The organism is Arthrobacter psychrolactophilus, from assembly GCF_003219795.1.
GTDB lineage: Bacteria > Actinomycetota > Actinomycetes > Actinomycetales > Micrococcaceae > Specibacter > Specibacter psychrolactophilus.
The window spans coordinates 387,954-410,455 of record NZ_QJVC01000001.1; the positions used below are offsets into that span (position 1 = coordinate 387,954).

16 protein-coding genes and 2 tRNA genes are annotated in these 22,502 nt (G+C 63.0%); 14 read left to right on the forward strand and 4 right to left on the reverse strand.

Translation table 11 applies throughout. The annotated features are described in order from the left end of the window. The first annotated feature begins 16 nt into the window (after positions 1 to 16). Entirely contained in the window at positions 17 to 3,469 is a 3,453-nt protein-coding gene (locus tag CVS30_RS01820; protein WP_110483602.1) for a bifunctional proline dehydrogenase/L-glutamate gamma-semialdehyde dehydrogenase, read from the forward strand. Positions 3,470 to 3,586: 117 nt separating this feature from the next. Here the strand turns inward: CVS30_RS01820 and CVS30_RS01825 are convergent, their stop codons facing one another. Continuing rightward, positions 3,587 to 4,150: a P-loop NTPase family protein gene (locus CVS30_RS01825; RefSeq protein ID WP_110483603.1), complete on the reverse strand. Its 564-nt coding sequence runs from the start codon at positions 4,148 to 4,150 to the stop codon at positions 3,587 to 3,589. 81 nt (positions 4,151 to 4,231) lie between these two features. On the opposite strand from CVS30_RS01825, the gene CVS30_RS01830 reads away from it, so the two are divergent. The 3 genes from CVS30_RS01830 (at position 4,232) to CVS30_RS01840 (ending at position 7,887) form a co-directional block, all read left to right on the forward strand. After that, complete coding sequence (locus CVS30_RS01830) at positions 4,232 to 5,617, forward strand: cystathionine beta-synthase (protein ID WP_110483604.1); 1,386 nt, start codon at positions 4,232 to 4,234, stop codon at positions 5,615 to 5,617. A 26-nt stretch (positions 5,618 to 5,643) separates the two neighbouring features. Then, the gene (locus CVS30_RS01835; RefSeq protein WP_110483605.1) at positions 5,644 to 6,807 is read left to right on the forward strand and encodes a cystathionine gamma-synthase; all 1,164 of its coding nucleotides are present in this window, start codon (positions 5,644 to 5,646) and stop codon (positions 6,805 to 6,807) included. Positions 6,808 to 7,206: 399 nt separating this feature from the next. Beyond that, positions 7,207 to 7,887, forward strand: coding sequence for a LysM peptidoglycan-binding domain-containing protein (locus tag CVS30_RS01840; protein WP_110483606.1), 681 nt, complete (start codon positions 7,207 to 7,209; stop codon positions 7,885 to 7,887). A gap of 123 nt (positions 7,888 to 8,010) precedes the next feature. On the opposite strand, the gene CVS30_RS01845 is transcribed toward CVS30_RS01840, so the two are convergent. Then, positions 8,011 to 9,420 carry an amidohydrolase gene (locus CVS30_RS01845; protein WP_110483607.1) on the reverse strand — a complete coding sequence of 470 codons (1,410 nt, stop codon included), beginning with the start codon at positions 9,418 to 9,420 and terminating at the stop codon, positions 8,011 to 8,013. Between the two features lie 256 nt (positions 9,421 to 9,676). On the opposite strand from CVS30_RS01845, the gene CVS30_RS01850 reads away from it, so the two are divergent. The 10 genes from CVS30_RS01850 (at position 9,677) to CVS30_RS01895 (ending at position 20,139) form a co-directional block, all read left to right on the forward strand. After that, a complete protein-coding gene (locus CVS30_RS01850; protein WP_110483608.1) occupies positions 9,677 to 10,426 on the forward strand; it encodes an SDR family oxidoreductase in 750 nt (249 codons plus the stop codon). Positions 10,427 to 10,453: 27 nt separating this feature from the next. Next, on the forward strand, positions 10,454 to 11,917 hold the full coding sequence (locus CVS30_RS01855; protein WP_110483609.1) for a sensor histidine kinase: 1,464 nt from the start codon (positions 10,454 to 10,456) through the stop codon (positions 11,915 to 11,917). After that, positions 11,914 to 12,588 (forward strand): response regulator, encoded by a 675-nt coding sequence (locus CVS30_RS01860; RefSeq protein ID WP_110483610.1) that lies wholly within the window; start codon positions 11,914 to 11,916, stop codon positions 12,586 to 12,588. The genes CVS30_RS01855 and CVS30_RS01860 overlap by 4 nt, the downstream gene beginning before the upstream one ends. Before the next feature lie 79 nt (positions 12,589 to 12,667). After that, complete coding sequence (locus CVS30_RS01865) at positions 12,668 to 14,134, forward strand: MFS transporter (RefSeq protein ID WP_146233292.1); 1,467 nt, start codon at positions 12,668 to 12,670, stop codon at positions 14,132 to 14,134. Positions 14,135 to 14,304: 170 nt separating this feature from the next. Beyond that, complete coding sequence (locus tag CVS30_RS01870) at positions 14,305 to 14,967, forward strand: MOSC domain-containing protein (protein WP_110483612.1); 663 nt, start codon at positions 14,305 to 14,307, stop codon at positions 14,965 to 14,967. Between the two features lie 353 nt (positions 14,968 to 15,320). Continuing rightward, complete coding sequence (locus tag CVS30_RS01875) at positions 15,321 to 17,270, forward strand: DEAD/DEAH box helicase (RefSeq protein ID WP_245934382.1); 1,950 nt, start codon at positions 15,321 to 15,323, stop codon at positions 17,268 to 17,270. Positions 17,271 to 17,546: 276 nt separating this feature from the next. Next, a tRNA-Thr gene (locus CVS30_RS01880) sits at positions 17,547 to 17,618 on the forward strand. Between the two features lie 61 nt (positions 17,619 to 17,679). Further along, positions 17,680 to 17,753, forward strand: a tRNA-Met gene (locus tag CVS30_RS01885). 138 nt (positions 17,754 to 17,891) lie between these two features. Next, a complete protein-coding gene (locus CVS30_RS01890) occupies positions 17,892 to 18,557 on the forward strand; it encodes an NAD(P)H-binding protein (protein WP_110483614.1) in 666 nt (221 codons plus the stop codon). A gap of 10 nt (positions 18,558 to 18,567) precedes the next feature. Next, positions 18,568 to 20,139, forward strand: coding sequence for a Na+/H+ antiporter (locus tag CVS30_RS01895; protein ID WP_110483615.1), 1,572 nt, complete (start codon positions 18,568 to 18,570; stop codon positions 20,137 to 20,139). A gap of 76 nt (positions 20,140 to 20,215) precedes the next feature. Here CVS30_RS01895 and CVS30_RS01900 read toward each other — a convergent pair whose 3' ends face one another. Together CVS30_RS01900 and CVS30_RS01905 are read right to left on the reverse strand one after the other, a co-directional pair. Continuing rightward, the gene (locus CVS30_RS01900; protein WP_110483616.1) at positions 20,216 to 21,550 is read right to left on the reverse strand and encodes an LLM class flavin-dependent oxidoreductase; all 1,335 of its coding nucleotides are present in this window, start codon (positions 21,548 to 21,550) and stop codon (positions 20,216 to 20,218) included. A gap of 2 nt (positions 21,551 to 21,552) precedes the next feature. After that, positions 21,553 to 22,491 carry a TauD/TfdA dioxygenase family protein gene (locus CVS30_RS01905; RefSeq protein WP_110483617.1) on the reverse strand — a complete coding sequence of 313 codons (939 nt, stop codon included), beginning with the start codon at positions 22,489 to 22,491 and terminating at the stop codon, positions 21,553 to 21,555. Positions 22,492 to 22,502: the final 11 nt, after the last annotated feature.

Below are 22,502 nucleotides of genomic sequence, written 5' to 3' on the forward strand. Positions count from 1 at the left end.
GAACGCAGCAGACACCATGACAAGCACCATCCCAGCGGCCACCGCCGCGAACATTCCGGTCCCCGGCAACGATCTTGCCGATGAGACCATCGCCCTAGTCCGTCACTGGCTGACCGAGGCGGCAAAGTTCCCTGCTGACATCTCCGCCCAGCGTCTGGCCGGGGTGCTCAAGGACCCCAATGGTCTGGACTTCACGGTTGGCTTCGTCGACGGCGTCATCCGCCCCGAGGATCTCGCCGTGGCCGGCCGGAATCTGGCGGCGCTGGCCCCCAAGGTTCCCGCGTTCCTGCCCTGGTACATGCGCAGCGCCGTCCGGCTCGGTGGCGTCATGGCTCCCGTGCTGCCGCAGCTCGTCATCCCGATTGCCCGCAAGGTGTTGCGTGAGATGGTGGGCCACCTGATCGTGGATGCCACGGATGCCAAGCTGGGTCCGGCCATCGCCAAGATCCGCAAGGGCGGGGTTGATTTGAACATCAACCTGCTCGGCGAGGCGGTCCTCGGCGAAAAGGAAGCCAACCGCCGCCTCGAGGGAACCCTGAAGCTGCTGGCGAGGGACGACGTCGACTACGTCTCCATCAAGGAGTCCTCCACCGTGGCGCCGCACTCCGCCTGGGCCTTTGACGACGCCGTCGATCACATCGTGGAAAAGCTCACCCCGCTGTACACGCTGGCCAATTCCTTCCCCAAGGCCAAGTTCATCAACCTGGACATGGAGGAATACAAGGACCTCGGCATGACGATTGCCGTCTTCAAGCGCATCCTGGACAAGCCCGAATTCAAGAAGCTCGAGGCAGGCATCGTGCTCCAGGCATACCTGCCGGACACGCTTGCGGCCATGATTGACCTCCAGGAATGGGCTGCCATTCGAACGGCCGACGGCGGCGCTCCCGTTAAGGTCCGCATCGTCAAGGGTGCCAACCTGCCCATGGAGCAGGTGCAGGCCTCCGTCTACGGCTGGCCGCTGGCGACCTGGGGCACCAAGCAGGACTCCGACACCAACTACAAGCGCATCGTGAATTACGCGCTGACGCCCGAACACATCAGCAATGTCCACATCGGCGTGGCCGGGCACAACCTCTTCGACGTGGCTCACGCCTGGCTGCTCGCCAAGGACCGTGGCATCAGCACGGCATCCGGCCAGCTGGAATTTGAGATGCTGCTGGGCATGGCCACGGGCCAGGCCGAGGCTGTGCGTCGCGACGTTGGCTCGCTCCTGCTCTATACACCCGTGGTGCACCCGGGTGAGTTCGACGTGGCCATCGCCTACCTCATCCGCCGCCTGGAAGAGGGCGCGAGCCAGGACAACTTCATGTCCGCCGTGTTTGAGCTATCCGAGAACGAGGCCTTGTTTGAGCGCGAGCAGCAGCGCTTCCTCGCCTCTCTCGCAGCGCTGGACACCGAGGTGCCGCCCACGAACCGCGTTCAGGATCGCTCGCTTCCGGCAGCCTCCGCGGCCCCCGAGGGCTTCGCCAATACCCCGGATACAGATCCGGCCTTGGCGCCGAACCGTGTCTGGGGCTCCGAGATCCTGAGTCGCATCCCCGGTTCCACACTGGGTGCGGCGCTCGTCGCGGACACGAGAGTCACCGACCTTGGCGAGCTCAACTGCATCGTGGAGACCGCCGTCGAGCATTCCACTGCCTGGGGTGCTCAGAGCGGCGCCGAGCGTGCGGCGATCCTGCACCGCGCTGGCGAGATTCTCGAATCCCGCCGCGCCGAGCTGCTCGAGGTCATGGCGTCCGAGACCGGCAAAACCCTGGACCAGGGTGACCCCGAGGTCAGCGAAGCCATCGACTTTGCCCACTACTACGCCGAGCGCGCCAAGGATCTGGAAACCGTCGACGGCGCAACGTTCGTTCCGGCGCGGCTCACCGTGGTGACTCCGCCGTGGAACTTCCCGGTGGCGATTCCGGCGGGCTCCACCCTGTCAGCGCTAGCCGCCGGCTCCGCCGTCGTCATTAAACCGGCGCCCCAGGCGCAGCGCAGCGGCTCCGTCATGATCCAAGCCCTGTGGGACGCGGGCGTTCCGCGCGAGGTTCTGGCGCTGGTGCAGCTGGGCGAAAACGAGCTGGGCCGCGCACTCGTTGCGCACCCGGCCGTGGACCGGGTCATCCTGACGGGTGGCTACGAGACCGCCGAACTGTTCCGGAGCTTCCGCACCGATCTGCCGCTGCTGGCCGAGACCTCCGGTAAAAACGCCATCATCGTCACGCCCAGCGCCGACCTTGACCTGGCCGCGAAGGACGTAGTCCAGTCCGCTTTCGGGCATGCCGGGCAGAAATGCTCCGCCGCCTCCTTGGTCATCATGGTGGGTTCCGTGGCGACGTCGCACCGTTTCCGCAACCAGCTGCTCGACGCTGCGGCAAGCCTCAACGTCGGCTACCCGGAGACCGCCACGAGCCAGATGGGGCCCGTGATTGAACCCGCCGCCGGCAAGCTGCTAGGTGCCCTGACCACCCTCGATGCCGGAGAATCATGGGCCATTGAACCGCGCCAGCTCGATGAGAGTGGGCGGCTCTGGTCCCCGGGTGTTCGCACGGGTGTTGCGGCAGGTTCCAACTTCCACCTGATGGAGTTCTTCGGCCCGGTATTGGGCGTCATGCACGCCGCAACGCTCGAGGAAGCCATCTCGATGGTCAATGCGATCGACTACGGCCTCACCTCCGGCCTGCACTCCCTGGATTCCGCGGAGATTGGCCTCTGGCTCGACACCATCCAGGCCGGAAACCTCTACGTCAACCGCGGCATCACCGGTGCCATCGTGCAGCGTCAGCCCTTTGGTGGCTGGAAGAAGTCTGCTGTTGGAGCGGGCACCAAGGCTGGCGGGCCGAACTACCTCGCCGGTCTAGGCTCCTGGACCTCGGCCGAATCCACGGCCACGGCAATGCTGGGGGATTCCGCCCGGAAGATCCTGGCCGCTGCATCCTCGCTGCCCGCCGACGAGCTCGCGTTCCTGACGCGTTCCTTGCACAGTGATGCCGCCGCCTGGGCCGCCGAATTTGGCGTGGCCAGGGATGTCTCGGGACTCAGTGCCGAACGCAATGTGTTCCGCTACCTGCCGCTGAACCCGATGGTTCGTCTGGCCGAGGGTGGATCCATCGCGAAGCTGCTGCGCGTACTGGCGGCAGGAATCGTAGCCGGGGCGAGCCTGAAAGTCTCCTCCGGCGTCGAACTTCCCAGCGAGGTGACGGCGTTGCTGCTGAGCCTGCGTATCACGGTCGCCGAGGAGGACGACGCGGCCTGGCTCGTGACGGCGCAGCGATTTGGTGCCGGCCGCATCCGCCTGATTGGCGGCGATGCATCTGCCGTGTATGCGACCACCGGCGGGCGCCCCGATCTGGCGATTTACCACGGCGAGGTCACGGAGGCCGGGCGCATCGAGATGCTGCCATTCCTGCACGAACAGGCCGTCAGCATCACGGCACACCGCTTTGGCACCCCGAATCACCTCTCGGATGAGCTGATCTAAGGCCGAGCGCGGTTTTTGCCACAGCCCCCCATTAATGCCACAGGTCTACCAGTGGCATTAATGGGGGGCTGCGGCATTTTTGCGTTGGGGCGTCGCAGAGTGGGCCCGTGTCCGCGTTTAGCCCTGCACACGCTGCCCGAGCCGGCCCAGCCACGCCTCGGCCTCGGCGGGCGAGGTCAGCCGCACCACGCGCAGCCCTGGGAATTTCGATTCCAGGGTGGGCACGAGTTTTTTCAGCGAATGCCGGGTATTCCAGCCCCAGCGAATGATGTGATCGTCATCCGTGAAGATGCCCCAGAGCGGGCCCTCGTAGTTGCCGTTCCACAGCTCCTCCCGGCGCAGCCGTCGCCGCACGGTCCGCCGGATCAGCCGCGACATCGAAACCCTCACCGGATAATCAAGCCATATCAGCAGCTGGGCGCGCTCGGCCAGCAAGGGGCGGACCTGCCGATATTGCCACTCCGTCGCCCATCCCGGTGCACTGCTCAGATGCTCGACGTCGGACAGGAAGTCCGCGCGCGGCTCCCAGTTGGGTCCGTGGAACAGACTGTCGAGCTCGGTATACGGCAGGCCCAAAAGCTCGGCAACACGTCGGCTCAGCGTGCTCTTCCCCGCACCGGAAACGCCAGCCACTAAGACTCGCTGTGGCAGGGTGGGCAGGCGGTCGGAAGCGGCAAGCATGCTCCACAGTTTATTGCGCCAAGAGCGCCAAACAGTAACCTGTCTTGGCCAGTTTAGTGGCGGGGGACTACGTTGGAGGGTATGAAGTATGCGAACTCCGTCCTGGACCTTATTGGCAACACCCCCTTGGTTAAATTGAACAAGGTGACCGAGGGTATCCAGGCCACCGTTTTGGTGAAACTTGAGTACATGAACCCGGGCGGTTCCGCCAAGGACCGGATCGCGGTCAAGATGCTGGACGAGGCTGCCAAAGAAGGCAAAATAAAGCCCGGCGGAACGGTCGTTGAACCCACGAGTGGCAACACCGGCGTGGCCATGGCAATGGTGGCCCAGGCACGAGGTTACAAGTGCGTGTTTGTGGTTCCCGACAAGGTCGGCGAGGACAAGCGTGCCGTGCTCCAGGCCTATGGTGCCGAGGTTGTCGTCACGCCCACAGCCGTTGCCGCCGACTCCCCGCAGTCCTACTACGGCGTCTCCGATCGTCTGGTCAAGGAGATCCCGGGCGCCTACAAGCCGGACCAGTTCTCGAACCAGAACGGCCCGCTGAGCCACTATGAAACCACGGGCCCGGAAATTTGGCGCGACACCGAAGGGAAGATCACCCACTTCGTGGCCGGCGTGGGCACGGGTGGCACGATCTCCGGAACCGGCCGCTTCCTGCGTGAGGCTTCCGCTGACCGTCCCGAGTCCGACGGCGGCGAGGTCAAGATCATCGGCGCCGACCCGGAAGGCTCTGTCTACTCGGGTGGCACGGGACGGCCTTACCTCGTGGAAGGTGTGGGCGAGGACATCTGGCCTCCCTCTTACGACAAGAACGTTCCGCACCAGATCATCGCCGTGACTGATAACGACAGCTTCTCCATGACGCGCCGCCTAGCACGCGAGGAGGGCCTGCTCGTGGGAGGTTCCTCCGGAATGGCTGTTGTGGCCGCGCTGGAAGCCGCCAAGGACCTGGGACCTGAGGCCGTCGTCGTCGTGCTTTTGCCTGATAGTGGCCGCGGCTACCTGGCGAAGATTTTTGATGACAAGTGGATGCAGTCGTACGGCTTCTTGAAGGTCACCGACGAGCCTGCCATTGGCGATGTGCTCAAGGCTAAGACAGGTCAACTGCCGGCTCTGGTGCACATTCACCCGAATGAAACCGTGCGCGATGTCATTAACCTAATGAGCGAATACGGCGTCTCCCAGATTCCCGTGCTCTCCGCCGAGCCGCCGGTAGTCATGGGTGAGGTGCTGGGCTCCGTCGACGAGCGCACCTTGACCGGCAAACTTTTCCGTCACGAGGCGAAGCTGACGGACAAGATCACCGAACACATGCAGCCGCTGCTGCCCATCATCGGATCCCTGGAACCGATCTCCGCCGCGCGCACCAAATTGCAGGATGTGGATGCGCTCATGGTGACGTTTGTGGGGGCGCCCGTTGGCGTGCTGACCCGTCACGACCTCCTGACCTACCTCAACGACTGACCGTTTCCAGACTAAGGAACAAGACCATGACCGAAGGCTTCAATACCCGCGCCGTCCATGCCGGACAGACTCCCGACGCCACGACCGGCTCGGTAATCCCGCCGCTCTACCAGACCACCACCTTCGCCCAGGATGGGATCGGCCAGCTGCGCAACGGCTACGAATACGGCCGCGGCACCAATCCCACGCGCGACGGACTGCAGGAGCAGCTTGCAGCGCTCGAGGGTGGCAAGTTCGCGTTTAGCTTCGCCTCCGGCCTCGCCGCCGAGGATGCCCTGATCCGTGCGCTGCTGCTCCCGGGTGATCACATCATCATGGGTAACGATGTTTATGGGGGAACCTACCGACTCATCAACCGTGTGCTTTCCGTCTGGGGCATCAGCAACGCTGCCGTTGACATGAACGACGCCGATGCGCTGGCTGCCGCTGTGGCCGCGGGAGGCCCGGAAGGCACGACGAAGATGATCTGGGTCGAGACGCCGTCGAACCCCATGATGAAGATTACCGACATCGCCGCGCTCGCCGAGGTGGCTCACGCTGCTGGCGCGCTGCTGGTTGTCGATAACACCTTCGCCTCGCCGTACCTGCAGAACCCGCTCGCCCTGGGCGCCGACGTCGTGGTGCACTCCACGACGAAGTACATTGGCGGACACTCGGATGCCTCCGGTGGCGCCATCGTCCTCTCCGACGCCGAGGCTGCCGAGAAGATTGGCTTCGTTCAGTTCGCTGTTGGCGCGGTCTCCGCTCCCATGGAAGCCTGGCTGACCACGCGCGGGCTCAAGACCCTGGGTGTGCGCATGGATCGCCACTGCTCCAACGCCCAGAGCATCGCCGAATGGCTGCTGACCCGTCCCGAGGTTGAAAAGGTGCTCTACCCGGGCCTGCCCGATCATCCCGGCCACGAGCTCGCCGCACGTCAGATGCGCGGCTTTGGCGGCATGATCTCGGTGCAGTTCAAGGGTGGCGAGGCTGCTGCGCGTAAGGTCGCAGAGTCCACCAAGCTGTTCACGTTGGCCGAATCGCTGGGTGGTGTTGAGTCGCTCATGAATTACCCCTCCGAGATGACGCACGCGTCCGTCAAGGGCACCGAGCTGGCCGTGCCGGAGAACCTGATCCGCCTGTCCGTGGGCATCGAGGATGTGGCCGATCTGCTGGCCGATCTGGAGCAGGCACTGAACGCCTTGGCCTAAGCCTCGTCCCATCTCAGGGGCTCGTGAAGCTTTATTTTTTTCAAGAGCATCCTCGCACTGACACGGTGCGAGGATGCTCTTTTTGTAGCGTCCATTGCCGTGGACGCTTTCTACGATGTAGGGAAATTTTCAGATCACTTACACTATTTACCTGTTAAAATATATGTCAATAAGGTAACAGTTAGCTGATTTGCGTATCGATTCGGTATCGTTTTAGAGTTTAGATATGCCCTACGGGGCGGGCGGCACTCATTCGCCCACGATTGCCCAAGCCTTCCAACACCACGCACCGTCATGCGGAAGGCCATGGAAACAACCTCCATATCTATAGGTTGGACGGTGGCGCACGGATGTCCGGGGACGGATGGAGCGAGGGTGGCCTTTGGGAGACAAGCATCGATGAAGAACTCTAAAATTACACGCAACATCGGCCGAGTTTTGGCTGTTGCCGCCTTGGCTGGCGGCGGGCTTGCCGTAGCTGGAACCGGCGCCAACGCGGCCGACGGCGGCACCTGGGACGCGCTGGCACAGTGTGAATCAGGCGGCAACTGGGCCATCAACACCGGCAATGGCTACTCAGGCGGCCTGCAGTTCTCGCCGAGCACCTGGGCCGCTTACGGTGGATCCGGAGCTCCGGAAAGCGCCTCACGTGAGCAGCAGATCGCCGTAGCCGAGAACATTCTCGCCGGTCAGGGTTGGGGCGCATGGCCTTCCTGTGCCGCACAGCTGGGTTTGAGTGGCGGTGGCGGACAGGCATACACCCCGGCTGCTGTTCCTGCTCCGGCTCCCGTAGCCGCTCAGGCTGCAGAGGTAGCTCCCGTTGCACAGGCACCCGTTGTTGAAGCACCTGCGCAGCAAGCTCCCGTAGAGGTTGCTGCTCCGGTTGCACAGGCTCCTGCTGTAGCTCCGATCGCCGTCAGCGGCGAGACGTACACGATCGAGTCAGGCGATACCTTGAGCACGATCGCTGACAAGCTCGGCATTCAGGGCGGCTGGGAAACTCTCTACCAGGCCAACGTCGACACCGTGATCCACCCGGATCTGATCTTCACGGGCGCCGTTCTTCAGCTCCCGGCCTAGCTTCACCGCCCAACGCGGCATCACATTACGGCGGTAAAACGCCGAACGCGGCATCACTTCCTGTGAAGTGATGCCGCGTTCGTCATTAACCGCACTAAAGTGATGCCGCGTTTCTGGGTGGGATTAGACGCGGGAGGCGGCGGCGCCTACTCGGGACTCGGCGTCGTAGGAGTAGACCTGTTTGCCGCCGATGAAGACCGTCACCGCGCGGGACATGATGTCCAAGGGATCGCCGCTCCACAAGACAAGGTCGGCATCCTTGCCCACCTTGAGTGAACCGATGCGAGCGTCCAGACCCAGCACCTTGGCGGGGTTGATCGTGATGGCGCGCAGGGCCACCTCGGGATCCAAGCCTTCACGGACTGCGAAGGTGGCCTGGTGCACCAGGAAGTTGATGGGCACCACGGGGTGGTCGGTGATGATGGAGATCTCCACACCGGCCGCCGCCAACTTGCCCGGGTTTGCGATGGACCGACCGCGCAGTTCCGGCTTTGACTTCGTGGTGAATAACGGTCCGATCAGCACCGGCGTGCCGCGCTTGGCCAGAACATCGCCGAGAATATGCGCCTCGGTGCCGTGATCAATCACGAGGTCGTAGTCAAACTCATCGGCCAGGCGTATCGCCGTGGCAATGTCGTCGGCCCGGTGGCAGTGTTGGCGCCAGGGGATCTCGCGGCGCAGCACCATCGCGAGCGCCTCCATGTGAGCGTCGCGCGGGCGCGGCTCGGGCAGCGCCATCCAGTTCTGGGCCGCCATGAACGCCTGTCGAATGACCAGCGCCGTCCCCAGCCGGGTGGAGGGGGTCTTCTTCATGTCGCCGTACACGTTTTTGGGGTTCTCGCCCAGGGCCGACTTCAGCCCGCTGGGGGAGCGCAGCACCATCTCCTCGATGTAGCGACCGTGCGTGTGCATCGCCACGGCCAGCCCGCCGATCGGATTGGCCGACCCCGGATTCACGTTCACGGCCGTGATTCCGCCAGCCAGGGCGTCGTTAAAGCCCAGATCGAAAGGGTCGACGGCGTCAATGGCCCGTACCGCTGCCATGACGGGGTCGGTCTTCTCATTGACGTCGCTCGTGGAGCCAATCTCACCCTCGGGGTGCATGCCGAGGTGGACGTGAGCGTCGATGAGGCCGGGCAGCAGCCACTGGCCCTTCGCATCGATGACGTCGGCGCCCTCGGGAACCTGAACGGAGGCGCCCAGACCCAGGATCTTGCCGCCTTCCACGAGTACGGTGCCGTCAAAGGGCTGACCCTCGACCGGCACCACGTGGGCGTTGGTGATGGCCAGCACGCGCTTCTTTGCTGCGGCTGCGGCCTCACGAATCGTGGCGCTGATCGAGGCTGTGTCGGCCACAGGCTGCACGGGCACGGCCTTGCCGGACTTTTTACCGGGCTTGGCAGCGGCGGATTTGGCCACGGGGAGACCACCTGGTTTTCCTGCTGGCGCAGCCGCCCGGCGGGTGACCCGACCTGGCACAAAGGCGCTCTCTGACGTTCCGCCGGGCTTCGGGGTGGGTGCTGAGGGTGTCATGACGGCCTTTCGTTTGCCAATGGTGAACTATTCCAAGCTACAACGTTTACTCGTGTGCGGGGCCACTGCGGGAGGCATATCAAACGGTGTCCCACTTTCTTAGATGCGCTGAACACGGAGTGAGTTAGGCGCAAAGGGTGCGGCCCATTTCTGAATGCGATGAACCCGCAGTGAGTTTTGTGCCAGTGGACAAGATGCGCTGGAATCGCCGTGAGTTTTGCGCAGAATGGTTCACCTACGCGCCTAGGCTGGGGCCATGTATACAAAGACTGTTCTGATCACAGGGGTTGGCCGCACGGTGGGCATTGGAGCCGCGGTGGCGCGAGCCCTCGCCGCTGATGGCTGGAACATCGTGCTGAATTATTGGCAGGCCTATGACGCGCGCATGCCCTGGGGCGAGCAGCCGCAGGACATTGGCACGTTGACCGCCGAGCTCGAGGCGGCCGGAGCCACGGTCTGGTCCCTGCCGGCAGATTTGGCGGACCCGGACGCCGTCGAGCGTTTGATGGCCGAGATCGCGACGCAGGCCGGGCCCCTCACGGGCATGGTGCTCTCACATTGTGAGTCGGTCGATTCCGGAGTCCTGGACACCTCCCTGGAAAGTTTCGAGCGCCACTTCGCCGTCAACACGCGCGCCAACTGGCAGTTGATTGCCGCCTTCGCCCGGCAAAAGACGGACGACGGCGGAGCTATCGTCGCGCTGACCAGTGACCACACAGCCTTCAACGTTCCGTACGGGGCGTCGAAGGGTGCGCTGGACCGCATCGTGATTGCCGCGGCACGGGAGCTGGGCGGGCAGGGCATCAGCGCCAATGTCCTCAACCCGGGCCCCGTCGACACCGGCTGGATGGATGCGGATACCCGGGCGTCCCTCACGGCGCTGCAACCGGGCGGGCGGCTCGGCACCCCGGCCGATGTGGCCCCGACCGTCGCCTTCCTGCTTTCCCCGGGCGGGCGCTGGGTCAGCGGCCAGCTCATCAAGGCAGACGGTGGCTTCTCAGCATAAATGGATCAGGCACTGTAAGAATGAACTATGACAGCACGCCAGACACGGCTCACCCCCGACTCATCGTCAACTCCTCACGGGAAGTTGCACGGTAAACGAGTCGTCGCCGGCTTTGTGTTGGCCGTGGTGCTGCCCATCGTGGTGCAGTTGTTCACGGGCCATCTGAGCCTGCAAAACACCATGGTGGTGCAACTCGCGGTCACCGTGGCCGTGGCGCTTCTGGGCGGACTGTGGCCAGCGGTGCTTGCGGCCCTGTGGGCAACCTTGATTTTGAACTTTTACTCGGCCGCACCGGTTGGCACGCTCCACATCCACGACCCCGAGAACCTCGTGACCCTCATCGTGTTCGTGCTCGTGGCGGTTGCCGTAGCGCTCGCCGTGGATCAATCCGCACGGCGTTCACAGGAGGCCATCAGGGCTGGGGCCGAGGCAGCCACACTGAGCGAATTGGCCCGTGGCATCATTGCCTCCGAGGACACCGTGCAGGTGTTCCTGAAACAGGTGCGGGAGCATTTTGGGATGAGCTCCGTGGTGCTCTTTCGCAAGGGTACGGAGCGGTGGTTCGCGGAAGCCTCGGTGGGTGTAAATCCGCCGAAAACCCCCGAAGAGGCCGACGCCCGTGAAGAGATTTCCCGGCAACTCGTGCTGGGACTGTCAGGTCGGGAGCTCTCCTCCCGTGAACGACGTTTGCTCAACGCCTTCGGGGCCCATCTGCTGGCGCTGGAACAACGCGTGGCATTGAATCAGACGCAGCGCGAGAACCGGCAGCTGAGCCAGGACAACAAGATGCGCACCTCCATCTTGCGCGCCGTCTCTCACGACCTCCGCACACCCCTGGCCGGGATCAAGCTCGCCGTTAGCAGCCTGCGGCAAAGCGAGGTGACATTTAGCCCCGAGGACGAGGCCGAGCTCCTGGCCACGATCGAGCACTACTCGGACAAGATGGAGGCGCTCGTGGGCAATCTGCTGGATATGTCCCGGCTCAGCGCCCAGATGGTCCTGCCGGTTGTGGGCCCGGTGTCATGGCAGGAAATTCTGCCCGCCGCCCTGCACGGGGTGCCCGAGGAACGGGTGCGCCGCGAGGTGCCGCCCAATATGCCGGCCATCGAGGCCGATTCTGGTCTCCTGGAACGCGTCATCGCCAACATCGTCGAAAACGCCGTGAAGTACGCGCCAGATTCGGAGATTCTCGTGGTGGGTTCCGTGGGCGGCACGGTCAGCGGACACCCGGCCAGCGAGCTGCGGATCGTGGATCACGGCAAGGGAGTCCCGGCCGCTGAGGTCATGGCCATGTTCCGGCCCTTCCAAAGGCTCGACGACGTCTCCTACGGCCCCCAGGGCGGCAGCGGCGTGGGCCTGGGGTTGGCTGTGGCGAAAGGATTTACCGAGATCATGGGCGGGGTGTTGGAAGCAGAAAAAACACCCGGCGGCGGGCTCACCATGATTATCCGGATGCCACTGTCCACGGGAGTCATGAGGACCCTGTCATGACCACCGTCCTCGTTGTTGACGACGAACCGCAGATCCTGCGCGCCCTCCACATCAATTTGCACGCGCACGGCTACACCGTGGTGCCGGCGCCCAACGGGGCCACAGCGTTAGCCGCCGCTCAGGAACAGGCGATCGACGTCGTCGTTCTTGACCTGGGACTGCCGGATATGGACGGCCTGGAGGTCATTGCGGGGCTGCGGGGCTGGACCGAGGTGCCGATCATTGTGCTCTCGGCGCGGCATGGCTCGCACGACAAGGTGGAGGCGCTCGACGCGGGAGCCGATGACTATGTGACCAAGCCGTTTGGGCTCGATGAGTTGCTCGCGAGGCTGCGGGCGGCGACGCGCAGGGCCGGGCCATTGACGGCCGAACCGCGCGTGGAGACGGCCGAATTCACGGTGGATCTGGCCAATAAACAAGTGTTTCGTGGGGGTGCCGCGGTCCGGATGACGCCCATTGAATGGAACGTTCTGGAGCTGCTGGTGCGCAATCCCGGGAGGCTCGTGAGCCAGCAGCAACTCCTCACGGAAGTGTGGGGGCCGGCTTATGCCAAGGAGAACCATTACCTGCGCGTGTACATGGCGCAGCTGCGGCGCAAACTCGAACGCGACCCCGCCGCGCCCGTGCACCTGCTCACGGAGGCGGGCATGGGATATCGCTTCGCACCCTGAGCGCGCTGAAAAAGGTTGACGGAAATAGGTGGCAGAATTGCTGGGCGCCACCTCTTACCCAATCTTTTGCAAGGAATTCATGAAGACCTCAGCACCACCCGTCGGCAGGGCTCGCACCTTTGCCTTGGTATCCCTGTTCTTGGCATCGTTCATGGAACTGCTCGACGCCACGATCGTCAATGTTGCCCTGCCCGATATTGAACGTGCTTTAGGCGCCCAGAACGCCGAATTGCAGTGGATGGTGGCATCCTACACCTTGGCGCTGGCGATTGGCCTCATCACCGGATCCCGCCTGGGCGATATTTATGGGCGCAAGAAGATCTTCATCATCGGCCTGATCGTATTCACTGTGGCCTCCGTTTTGTGCGGTGCCGCGACGAACCCGGAGATGCTCATCGCCTCCCGCGCGCTGCAGGGCTTCGCCTCGGCGGCCATGATTCCGCAGGTGCTTTCCAGCCTGCAGGTCATGTATAAGCCTTCTGAGCGGGCCGGCGCCATGGCCGGATTCTCCGCCCTGGCCGGTGTTGCCGCCGTGTCGGGTCCCATCCTGGGCGCCGTGCTGACCAACGCCGACCTCTTCGGCTGGGGCTGGCGCACCATCTTCTTCGTCAACATCCCCGTAGGCCTGTTCGCCGTCATCTGCGCCATCAAGTTTGTACCCGAATCCAAGGCTCCCGTCCGTCACAAACTGGACCTGTCCGGCGTCGTCATTCTTGCCGTGGGCATGCTGGCCATCCTCTACCCGCTCACGATGGGCCGTGAGGAAGGCTGGCCGCTCTGGACCTACCTGTCCATGCTGTTTGGTCTGCTGGTGCTGGGCGGTTTCGTCATGCTGCAGCGCCGCGAGGAAAAGAGCGGTGGCGAGCCGCTCGTGGCCGTGTCGCTGTTCAAGAGCCGCCCGTTCGCCGCCGGTATTGTCATGATGTTCTTGTTCTTCATCCCCATGAACGGCTTCTTCCTGATCCAGACCCTGTTCCTGCAGATCGGCCTGGAGTACCCCATCCTCAAGGCCGGACTGACCATGGTGCCCTTCTCGCTCATGGTGCCGATTCTGGCCGGGCTATCCGCCGCAATCCTCGCGAAGAAGATCGGCCGCGTGGTGCTGCAGCTGGGCCCGCTCGTCATCGCTGTGGGCTTCATCGTGCTGATCTTCACGGTTCATTCCGTGGGCGGCGCCGTCACCCCGTGGCACCTGCTGGCCGGTCTGGCCCTCAGCGGCGCCGGCTTCGGCATGGTCGTGGCACCCGTGGGCATCTTCGTGCTCTCCGAGGTCCCCACCAAGTTCGCCGGCAGCGCGTCCGGCCTGTTCAACACCACGAGCCAGCTGGCCGGTGCGCTGGGTGTTGCCATCATCGGCACCATCTACTTCAACTCGCTCGAGGCCAGTACGGGCACGAGCCAGGCCGCGGTCTTCATCGACGGCTTCACCTTCACGATGTGGATCATGGCCGGCGGCATGGTGCTGGCCTCGATCGCCGCGACCTTCCTGCCTCGTTGGGCCTCCGAAAACGATCCCGCCCAGGATTCCGCCCTGATCGAGCTCTAAAAAGTACGACGGCGGGTCCCCGGCTCCGGGGGTTTGTTCGGTTCTGCGTAAAGTTCGCCGTGAACTTGCCGCACAACACTGTTGTGCGGCAAGTTCAACGCCAACTCAACGCAGAACAGTGCACGGCGACGCGATTCTCACCCGCTTCGGCCGTGCTTTAGGGTTTAAACATGACTTTCTCGCTTCCACCGGCCGGATCCCTGCTTGCCATTTGTCGTGTTCACCAGCTGATCACGACCAAAACGGGCTCTGGTGTCACAGCGATCGACAAACGTGCCGTGGAGGGACCGGTCAATCTGCGAAAATTTGGTGTCTTTGGCGATGTTCAGGCCGACTCCGAACATCACGGCGGCCCCGATCAGGCCATCTACGCCTATTCGCAGGAAGACGCCGACTATTGGAGCGCGGAACTAGGGCGCCCCATCGAGGCCGGTTTGTTTGGAGAAAACCTGCGGACGCAAGGAGTCGAGACCACGCACGCCGTGATTGGCACGCGATGGCGCATTGGCAAGGCACTGCTTGAGGTGACCTCGCCGCGTGTTCCGTGCGCAACCTTTGGCGAACGTATGGGGGAGCCGCAGTGGGTCAAGCGATTCACCCAGGCCGCCCGCGTGGGCACCTACCTGCGGGTTGTGGAACACGGCAAGGCTCAGGCGGGTGATGCCGTCGTAGTTGAGCATGTTCCCGAGCATGGAATCACGGTGGGTAAGTTCTTCGCCAACGCCACTGTCGAGGACGTTCATACGCTGCGGGCGCTGCACGATTCGGGAGAGCTGACGCTCGGGAATCACTACTGGCCGTACTTCCGCAGGATCCTAGCCAACGCCTCATAAACGGCTATGTGCCGAACCTCACGGGCTGCCATCGACTTTCTCTATATCGCAGCGGTAAGGTATGGCCTACAATTTAAATATCCCCCACTCCGGTATCTCCTTTTATTTTCTGCCCAATTTTTGAGGCAGGAGCCTGAAGTGTTTGGGGCCCGCGGAAATTGCGCGGGCAAGTAGCGTTCATAGGGGATTGCCGGCAAAGAAACGCCATGTGGTGTTGGTTGTTTACAACATCGCCGGCCGTATCTATTGATACGACAATGGCGCGAGATCCTGCCCGGGATGCCCGGTAGCGGCTGGATTTCTGTTATGCGGCAACCTCGCCGCCAGGCCCTATGAATGAGGACATTTTGACCATGCCCGAAAACTTGACAGATACTTCCGCGGAAACCGTAGAAGAAATCGAAACTACTTTCGCCGACTTGGGTATTGACGGCCGTGTGCTGTCTGCCCTGAGCGACGTTGGCTACGAAAAGCCCTCACCCATCCAGGCTGCAACCATTCCGTTGCTCCTCGAGGGCCGCGACGTTGTTGGCTTGGCCCAGACCGGAACCGGTAAGACGGCAGCATTCGCCGTTCCCGCCCTGTCCCGCATGGCCGAGCTGATGGACCTCAACGGTCCCACCAAGGACACGCAGATCCTGGTTCTGGCTCCGACTCGCGAGCTGGCCCTTCAGGTTGCTGAAGCGTTCACCTCCTACGCCAAGTACATGGACAACTTCTCCGTACTCCCCGTTTACGGTGGATCGGCTTACGGCCCGCAGCTGGCCGGCCTGCGCCGCGGTGCACAGGTTGTTGTCGGTACCCCCGGCCGCGTTATCGATCACCTCTCCAAGGGCTCCTTGGACCTCTCCAACCTCCAGTACCTGGTCTTGGATGAGGCCGATGAGATGCTGCGTATGGGCTTTGCCGAAGACGTAGAGCAGATCCTCGCTCAGACCCCGAAGGAGAAGCAGGTTGCCCTGTTCTCCGCCACGATGCCGGGCCAGATCCGCCGCATCTCCAAGCAGTACCTGAACAACCCGGCCGAGGTCACGGTTAAGTCCAAGACCACCACCGGTGCCAACACCCGCCAGCGTTACTTGCAGGTCATGGGCCCGCACAAGCTGGATGCTTTGACCCGCGTGCTTGAAGTTGAAGAGTTCGAAGGCGTCATCGCGTTCGTTCGCACCAAGATGGCTACCGAAGACCTCGCCGACAAGCTGAAGTCACGTGGCTTCCAGGCTGCCGCCATCAACGGTGACATCCCGCAGCAGCAGCGTGAGCGCACCGTCGAGGCATTGCGCGACGGCAAGATCGACATCCTGGTTGCCACCGACGTTGCCGCTCGTGGCCTTGACGTTGAGCGCATCACGCACGTCATCAACTACGACATCCCGCATGACACCGAGTCCTACGTGCACCGTATTGGCCGTACGGGCCGCGCCGGCCGCTCGGGTGACGCAATCCTGTTCATGACTCCTCGCGAGAAGTACTTGCTTCGTGCCATCGAGAAGGCCACGCGCCAGCCCGTTGAGCAGATGCACCTGCCGTCCGCAGAAACCATTAACTCCCTGCGTTTGGGTAAGTTCGCTGAGAAGATCACCGAAACCCTCGCCAGCAAGGATGTTGCTAAGTTCCGCGACCTGATCGCGTCCTACGAGCAGGAACACGATGTTCCCGCATCGGAGATCGCAGCAGCCTTGGCCGTTATGGCCCAGGGTGGACAGCCGTTGCTCGTCAACGACCTGCCGGCAGCTCCGGAATACCAGAAGAAGGATCGCTCCAAGGATGGCTTCGGCTCACGTGGCCCGACCCGCACCCTGACCGAGGGCAACGCCACCTACCGTATCTCGGTAGGCCGTCGCCAGCGCGTTATGCCCGGTTCCATCGTTGGCGCCATTGCCAACGAAGGTGGCCTGTCCTCCTCGCAGATCGGCGGAATCGACATCCGCTCGGATCACACCTTGGTGGAGCTGCCTGCTGACCTGAGCAAGGACCAGTGGAAGGCACTGAGCCGCACCCGCATCAGCGGCGAGCTCATCAACCTGGAACTCGACAAGGGCCGTCGTCCGGCCGGCGGCGGCGGAACAGGTGCCCCGTACAAGGCCCGCGAAGACCGTGGTGACCGTGGCCAGGGTGGATTCAAGAAGAAGTTCGACGGCGACCGCGGCGGCTTCCGCGGTGGCGACCGCGACCGTGGTGCAGACCGTGGCGAGCGCGGCTTCTCCAGCGATCGCGGCCAGAGCCACACGGGTCACGGTGGTGGCGACCGCCGCCCCCGTCACGAAGGTGGACAGAACTTTAACAGCAAGGGCAAGTGGTAAACACCACGCCCTAAGGCACTAGAAGGCCGGTCATCCGTAAGGATGGCCGGCCTTTTTGGCGTTTAAAACCAAGAAGAAAACCGCCCTCAAGTCGGCATGTGACGCACTTCATGAAAATGACTCTTTCGGGCCAAAGTTCCTTGAATTTTAGGGCTTTTTGCTCGTGGAATGAACGTTTTATGACGAGTGAAAAGCCGCAAAATGGCCACCTGATGGCTTTATTGGGAACCGTCGATTTCACATCTTGCCAAAGCGCTGGTAAAGTATTTTCTCGTTGCCCCCCTAGCTCAGTGGTAGAGCGCGTTCTTGGTAAGAACGAGGTCACCGGATCGATTCCGGTGGGGGGCTCGGAAATGAGAAGGCTCGTGTCAAGACGGTTTTGGCCGGGACACGGGCCAGTCTCATTTATGGCGGCATAGCTCAGTTGGTTAGAGCGCACGACTCATAATCGTGAGGTCCCGAGATCGAGTCTCGGTGCCGCTACCGCAAGAAGAAGCCCGTAATTCCTGGTGACAGGGATTGCGGGTTTTTTTGTTGTGCGCCGCGTCCTCCCAGCTCCCGCCGAGTCTCGTCGCGTAGGCTGCGATTAATCACCTGCAAGGCCAACGCAAAGGATTGACTATGACTAGAGTTCTCATCATTGGTGGACACGGGAAGATCGCGCTGTTGCTGGCGCCGCTCTTGAAGGAAGCCGGCATGGAGGTCACCTCCGTGATCCGTCACGCGCACCAGGCCGAGGCGGTAGCCGCCGCGGGGGCACGTGCTGTGGTGCACGACGTCGAACATGCCTCGGTGGCCGAACTGGCCGAGCTGTTCACGGGACAGGACGCCATCATTTGGTCTGCAGGTGCCGGCGGGGGAGACCCGGAGCGGACGTATGCGGTCGATCGTGATGCGGCGATCGCCTCCATGGACGCGGCCGTAGCAGCTGGCGTGCCGCGTTACATCATGGTCTCCTACCTTGGAGCCCGCCTGGACCACGGTGTGCCGCCTGAGAACAGCTTCTTTGCCTATGCGGAGGCTAAAGCGGCGGCGGACGCCCACCTGCGAGGCATCACGGACCTGGCGTGGACCATTTTGGCTCCGGGCGCACTCACGCTCGGGGAGGCGACGGGCCTGATCGATCCCACACCGGCGCTGGAGCGTGACCCCGCTGATCCAGGCAAAACCTCGCGGGCGAATGTGGCGCTCGTGGCGGCCGCGGTCGTGGACCATCCCAAGACCATCATGCGCACGATTGCCTTCAGCGACGGTGCGCTGTCGATCGGGCAGGTGCTTAGCCCGTAAAATCAGTCAGGTGGAACAGCTCGTATTAGTAATCGGACTCTTATTCGCCACCGTTCTTGCAGTTGGGTTGGGGGACAAACTCCGACTGCCATATCCCGTGCTCATGCTCATCATGGCAGGGGCGCTGACCTTCATTCCCGGCTTCCCGGATCTCCGCATCGATCCAGAGCTCATCCTGCCGATTTTCCTGCCGCCCTTGCTCTTTGCCACGGCGCAAAAGAGCTCCTGGTCGGTCTTTAGAATTCGCTGGCGCACCATCATCATGCTGGCCGTCGCGCTGGTGGTCGCCTCGACCGCTGTCGTGGCCGGCGCCGCCTGGCTCATGATCCCGGGCATCGGTATCCCGGCCGCGATTGCCTTGGGCGCCATGGCCGCCCCGCCGGACCCGGTAGCCGTGGAATCTGTCGCTAGCCGCGTTCATATGCCGCGCCGCCTCATCACGGTGCTCCAAAGCGAGGGGCTCTTTAATGACGCCGCCGCTATTGTCATCTTCCAGGCGGCCGTCGCCTCGGCCATGGATGGCGAACCGTTTGGTTTGGGTGTGGTGGGCAAGTTCGTGCTCAGCGCCATCATCGCCGTCGCCGTCGGTATGCTCATGGGTGTTGTGACGAGCCTGATCACCAAACTCATCGCCTCCTCGGTAGCCCGCAGCGCCGTAACCTTGGTGGTGCCTTTTGCGGCGTACATCTTGGCGGAAGAGGTCCACGCCTCGGGCGTCATCGCCGTTGTGGTGACGGCCCTGGAGATCAAGCGTCACGCCCGTGCCGAGGACGCCACCGAACGTATTACCCGCGCAGCCTTCTGGGACGTTGTGGAGCTTCTCGTGACAGGTCTGGCCTTTGGCCTGGTGGGTCTGGAAGTTCGCGAGGTCATCCGCGAGGAGGGCTCCGCCATTTGGGGGATGCTTCCCATGGCCATCGCGATTAGCGTCCTGGTCATTGTTATGCGGTTCCTCTGGTTCGCCATGATGGCCTTCCTCTCCCGCAAACAAGACGGCGATCTGCCGCCCACAAGCCTCAAGGACGTCATCATCCTGAGCTGGTGTGGCATGCGTGGCCTGGCAACCCTGGCTCTGGCACTGGCGCTTCCCACGGTGCTCCCCACCGGGGAGATGTTCCCGGGACGCCACGAGATCATCGTGGCCGCCTGCGCCGTGCTGTTGACCACGCTGGTGCTTCCGGGACTCACTCTCCCGTGGCTCATGCGATTCCTGAAGGCAACGGACGACGGCGTGGAGGAACGTCAGGCGGCCAAACTTATGGCCCTGCGTGCCCAAGACGCGGCAGTTGCGGCCCTGCGCGACAACGAGGTCATGAAGAATCTGCCGGCGGATAAGGTAGCCCTCGTCAAGGCCAGGATGCAGCGCCTTCAGGTAGAACTCTTGGACAGCAGTCTCCAAAACGAGAGCCAAGCCGAGCGCCGTCGTCGGGGCCGCGAACTGGCCATCGCGGTGCAGACCATTGCCCTCGACGCCGCACGCACCGAGGTCCTCGCGGCCCGGAACGAACCCGGTACGGATCCCGAGATCGCCGACAGGGTGCTGCGCCAGCTGGATCTTCGCACCATGATCATGCCGGACTAACGGCAGCGAATGCGGCAATGCCCTCCCACCGTCAAGAACGGTGGGAGGGCATTGCCGCATTCGGGGTACTTATGGATCAGGCGGAGAGCGCCAGAGTTGCCGCGGGGAGGATTGGCTCCGGCCGGGCCAGACCGTAGTGCTCACGCAAGGTGTGGCCGGTGTATTCGGTGCGGAACAAGCCGCGCTCCTGCAACAGTGGGACCACCTTGTCGATGAAGTCATCTAGTCCGCCCGGGAATGTCGGAGGCATGATGTTGAAACCATCGGCCGCTCCCGTCGTGAACCACAGCTCGATCTCATCGGCCACCTGAGCAGGGGTGCCGATAAAGGTGAAGTGGCCGCGTGCTCCCGCCAGCTTCCTAGTCAGTTCACGGATCGTCAGTGACTCTTTCCGCGCCACATCAACAATCAACTTCTTGCGACTTTGCGTGCCATCCGTGCCTTCGGGAAGTTCCGGAAGCTGCGCATCCAGGGGGTAAGCCGAGAGATCAAAGTCCAGCTGCTGGGAGAGTTGCTGCACCCCGTACTCGGGGTTGGCGAGGGAATTGAGGTAATCGTACTTTTCTTGAGCTTCTTCCTGACTGTCCCCGATGTAGGCGCTGATGCCGGGCAGGATCAGCAGCGCGTCACTGGACCGGCCAAAGGCGCCCAGCCGCCCCTTGAGGTCGGCATAGAACTCCCGCGCAGACTCAACGCTCAGATGCGCCGTAAACACCGCTTCGGCGTGCCGGGCGGCAAACTCCTTGCCGGCCTCGCTGGAACCCGCCTGAACTAGCAAGGGGTGGCCCTGAAGGGGGCGGGGGAGGTTGAGCGGGCCCCGAACCTGAAAGTGCTTACCCTCGTGGTCGATCGGGTGGATCTTGTCCGGATCGCTATAGCGGCCCGTTTCCTGGTTGGCGACAACGGCGTCGTCATCCCAACTGTCCCAGAGTTCCTTGGCTGTCTCGAGGAATTCATGAGCCCGTTCGTACCGTGCCGCGTGAGCCGGGCGGTCGGCCAGATTGAAGTTCTTCGCCTCTCCCTGCCCCGCCGAGGTGACAATGTTCCAGCCCGCGCGTCCCTTGCTGATCCGGTCCACGGACGCTAGGGCCCGGGCCAGCGAGTACGGCTGGTTGTAGCTCGTGGAGGCCGTGGCGATGAGCCCGATCCGCTCGGTTGCCGTCGCGAGCGCCGAGAGCAAGGTGAGGGGTTCAAAGGAGCTGTAGGCGTTGAATTGAATATTGCTGGAGATCGCCAGGCCGTCGGCTAGGAATAAGGAATCGAGCTTGCCGCGTTCGGCCGTTGTGGCGATCTTGAGATAGTGCTCGAGGCTGAGCTCGGCGCGCGGATCGACATCCTTGTGGCGCCACGAGGCCTCGTGGTGACCTGTGCCGTGGATGAAGGCGTTCAGATGGAGTTGTCGCTGTGTCATGGCTAGTTCACCGGCGCAATCACGGAGTAGGAGGTGGAATCGCCCTGCACGGACTGGCTGGGCTGGCCGGTGATGTTCACCGGTACCTCACCGGCAATCGTGACTCGGTTCAGGGTTCGCGGGGAGCCGTCGTAGTTGTCCGGGGCGTAGTGCTGGGTGATGCGGTTGTCGAACAGCACCACCTGGTTGGGTTCCCAATCCACCCGCACGATGTTCTCGGGCCGGGTCACATAGGCCTGCAGCAGCCGGATAATGTCCTTGGATTCGGTGTTGGACAGGCCAACGATGCGCAGCCGTTGGGCGAAGCCGCCAATGAACAATCCACGTTCCCCCGTCAGCGGGTGGACCCGAACGACGGGATGGACGGATTCAAAGATCTGACGTGTGAACTCGGCACGACGTTCAGCGGCGTTAGTGTGCTCCAGATTCTTCGGCACGGAGTAGTCGTAGTCGTTCGTGTGGACGGCCCACAAGGTGTCGGCAAACGCCCGGAGCTCCTCCGGAAGGTCTTGATACGCCGCGGCGGTGGAGGCAATCAACGTTTCCCCGCCGTAGGGCGGCAGCGTGATGCTGCGCAGCGTGGATGCTTGCGGGGGATTGTGCACGAAGGTGACATCTGTGTGCCACGTGTTGGCCGAGCCGTTTTCGCTGTCCACGGGGAGGACATTCGCCGCGCCGTCCACTGAGGCCACCGTTGGGTGGGCCGCGGTCAGCGGGCCGAAGTGGCTGGCAAAGCGAACCTGATCCTCGTCCGTGCCGATGTTGGCTTCCCGGAAGACGAGGGCCTTGTGGGCGTTCAGTGCCGAGCGGATGGCCGCCACGCGGGCCTCACTGAGCGGGCCGCTCAAGTCCAAACCGCGGATTTCGGCTCCGATCCGGCTGCCTAACTTGGTGAACGTCAGGGTTTCGGTGGCGATGGGGGTAACTGTAATGACTGACATGACTGATTCCT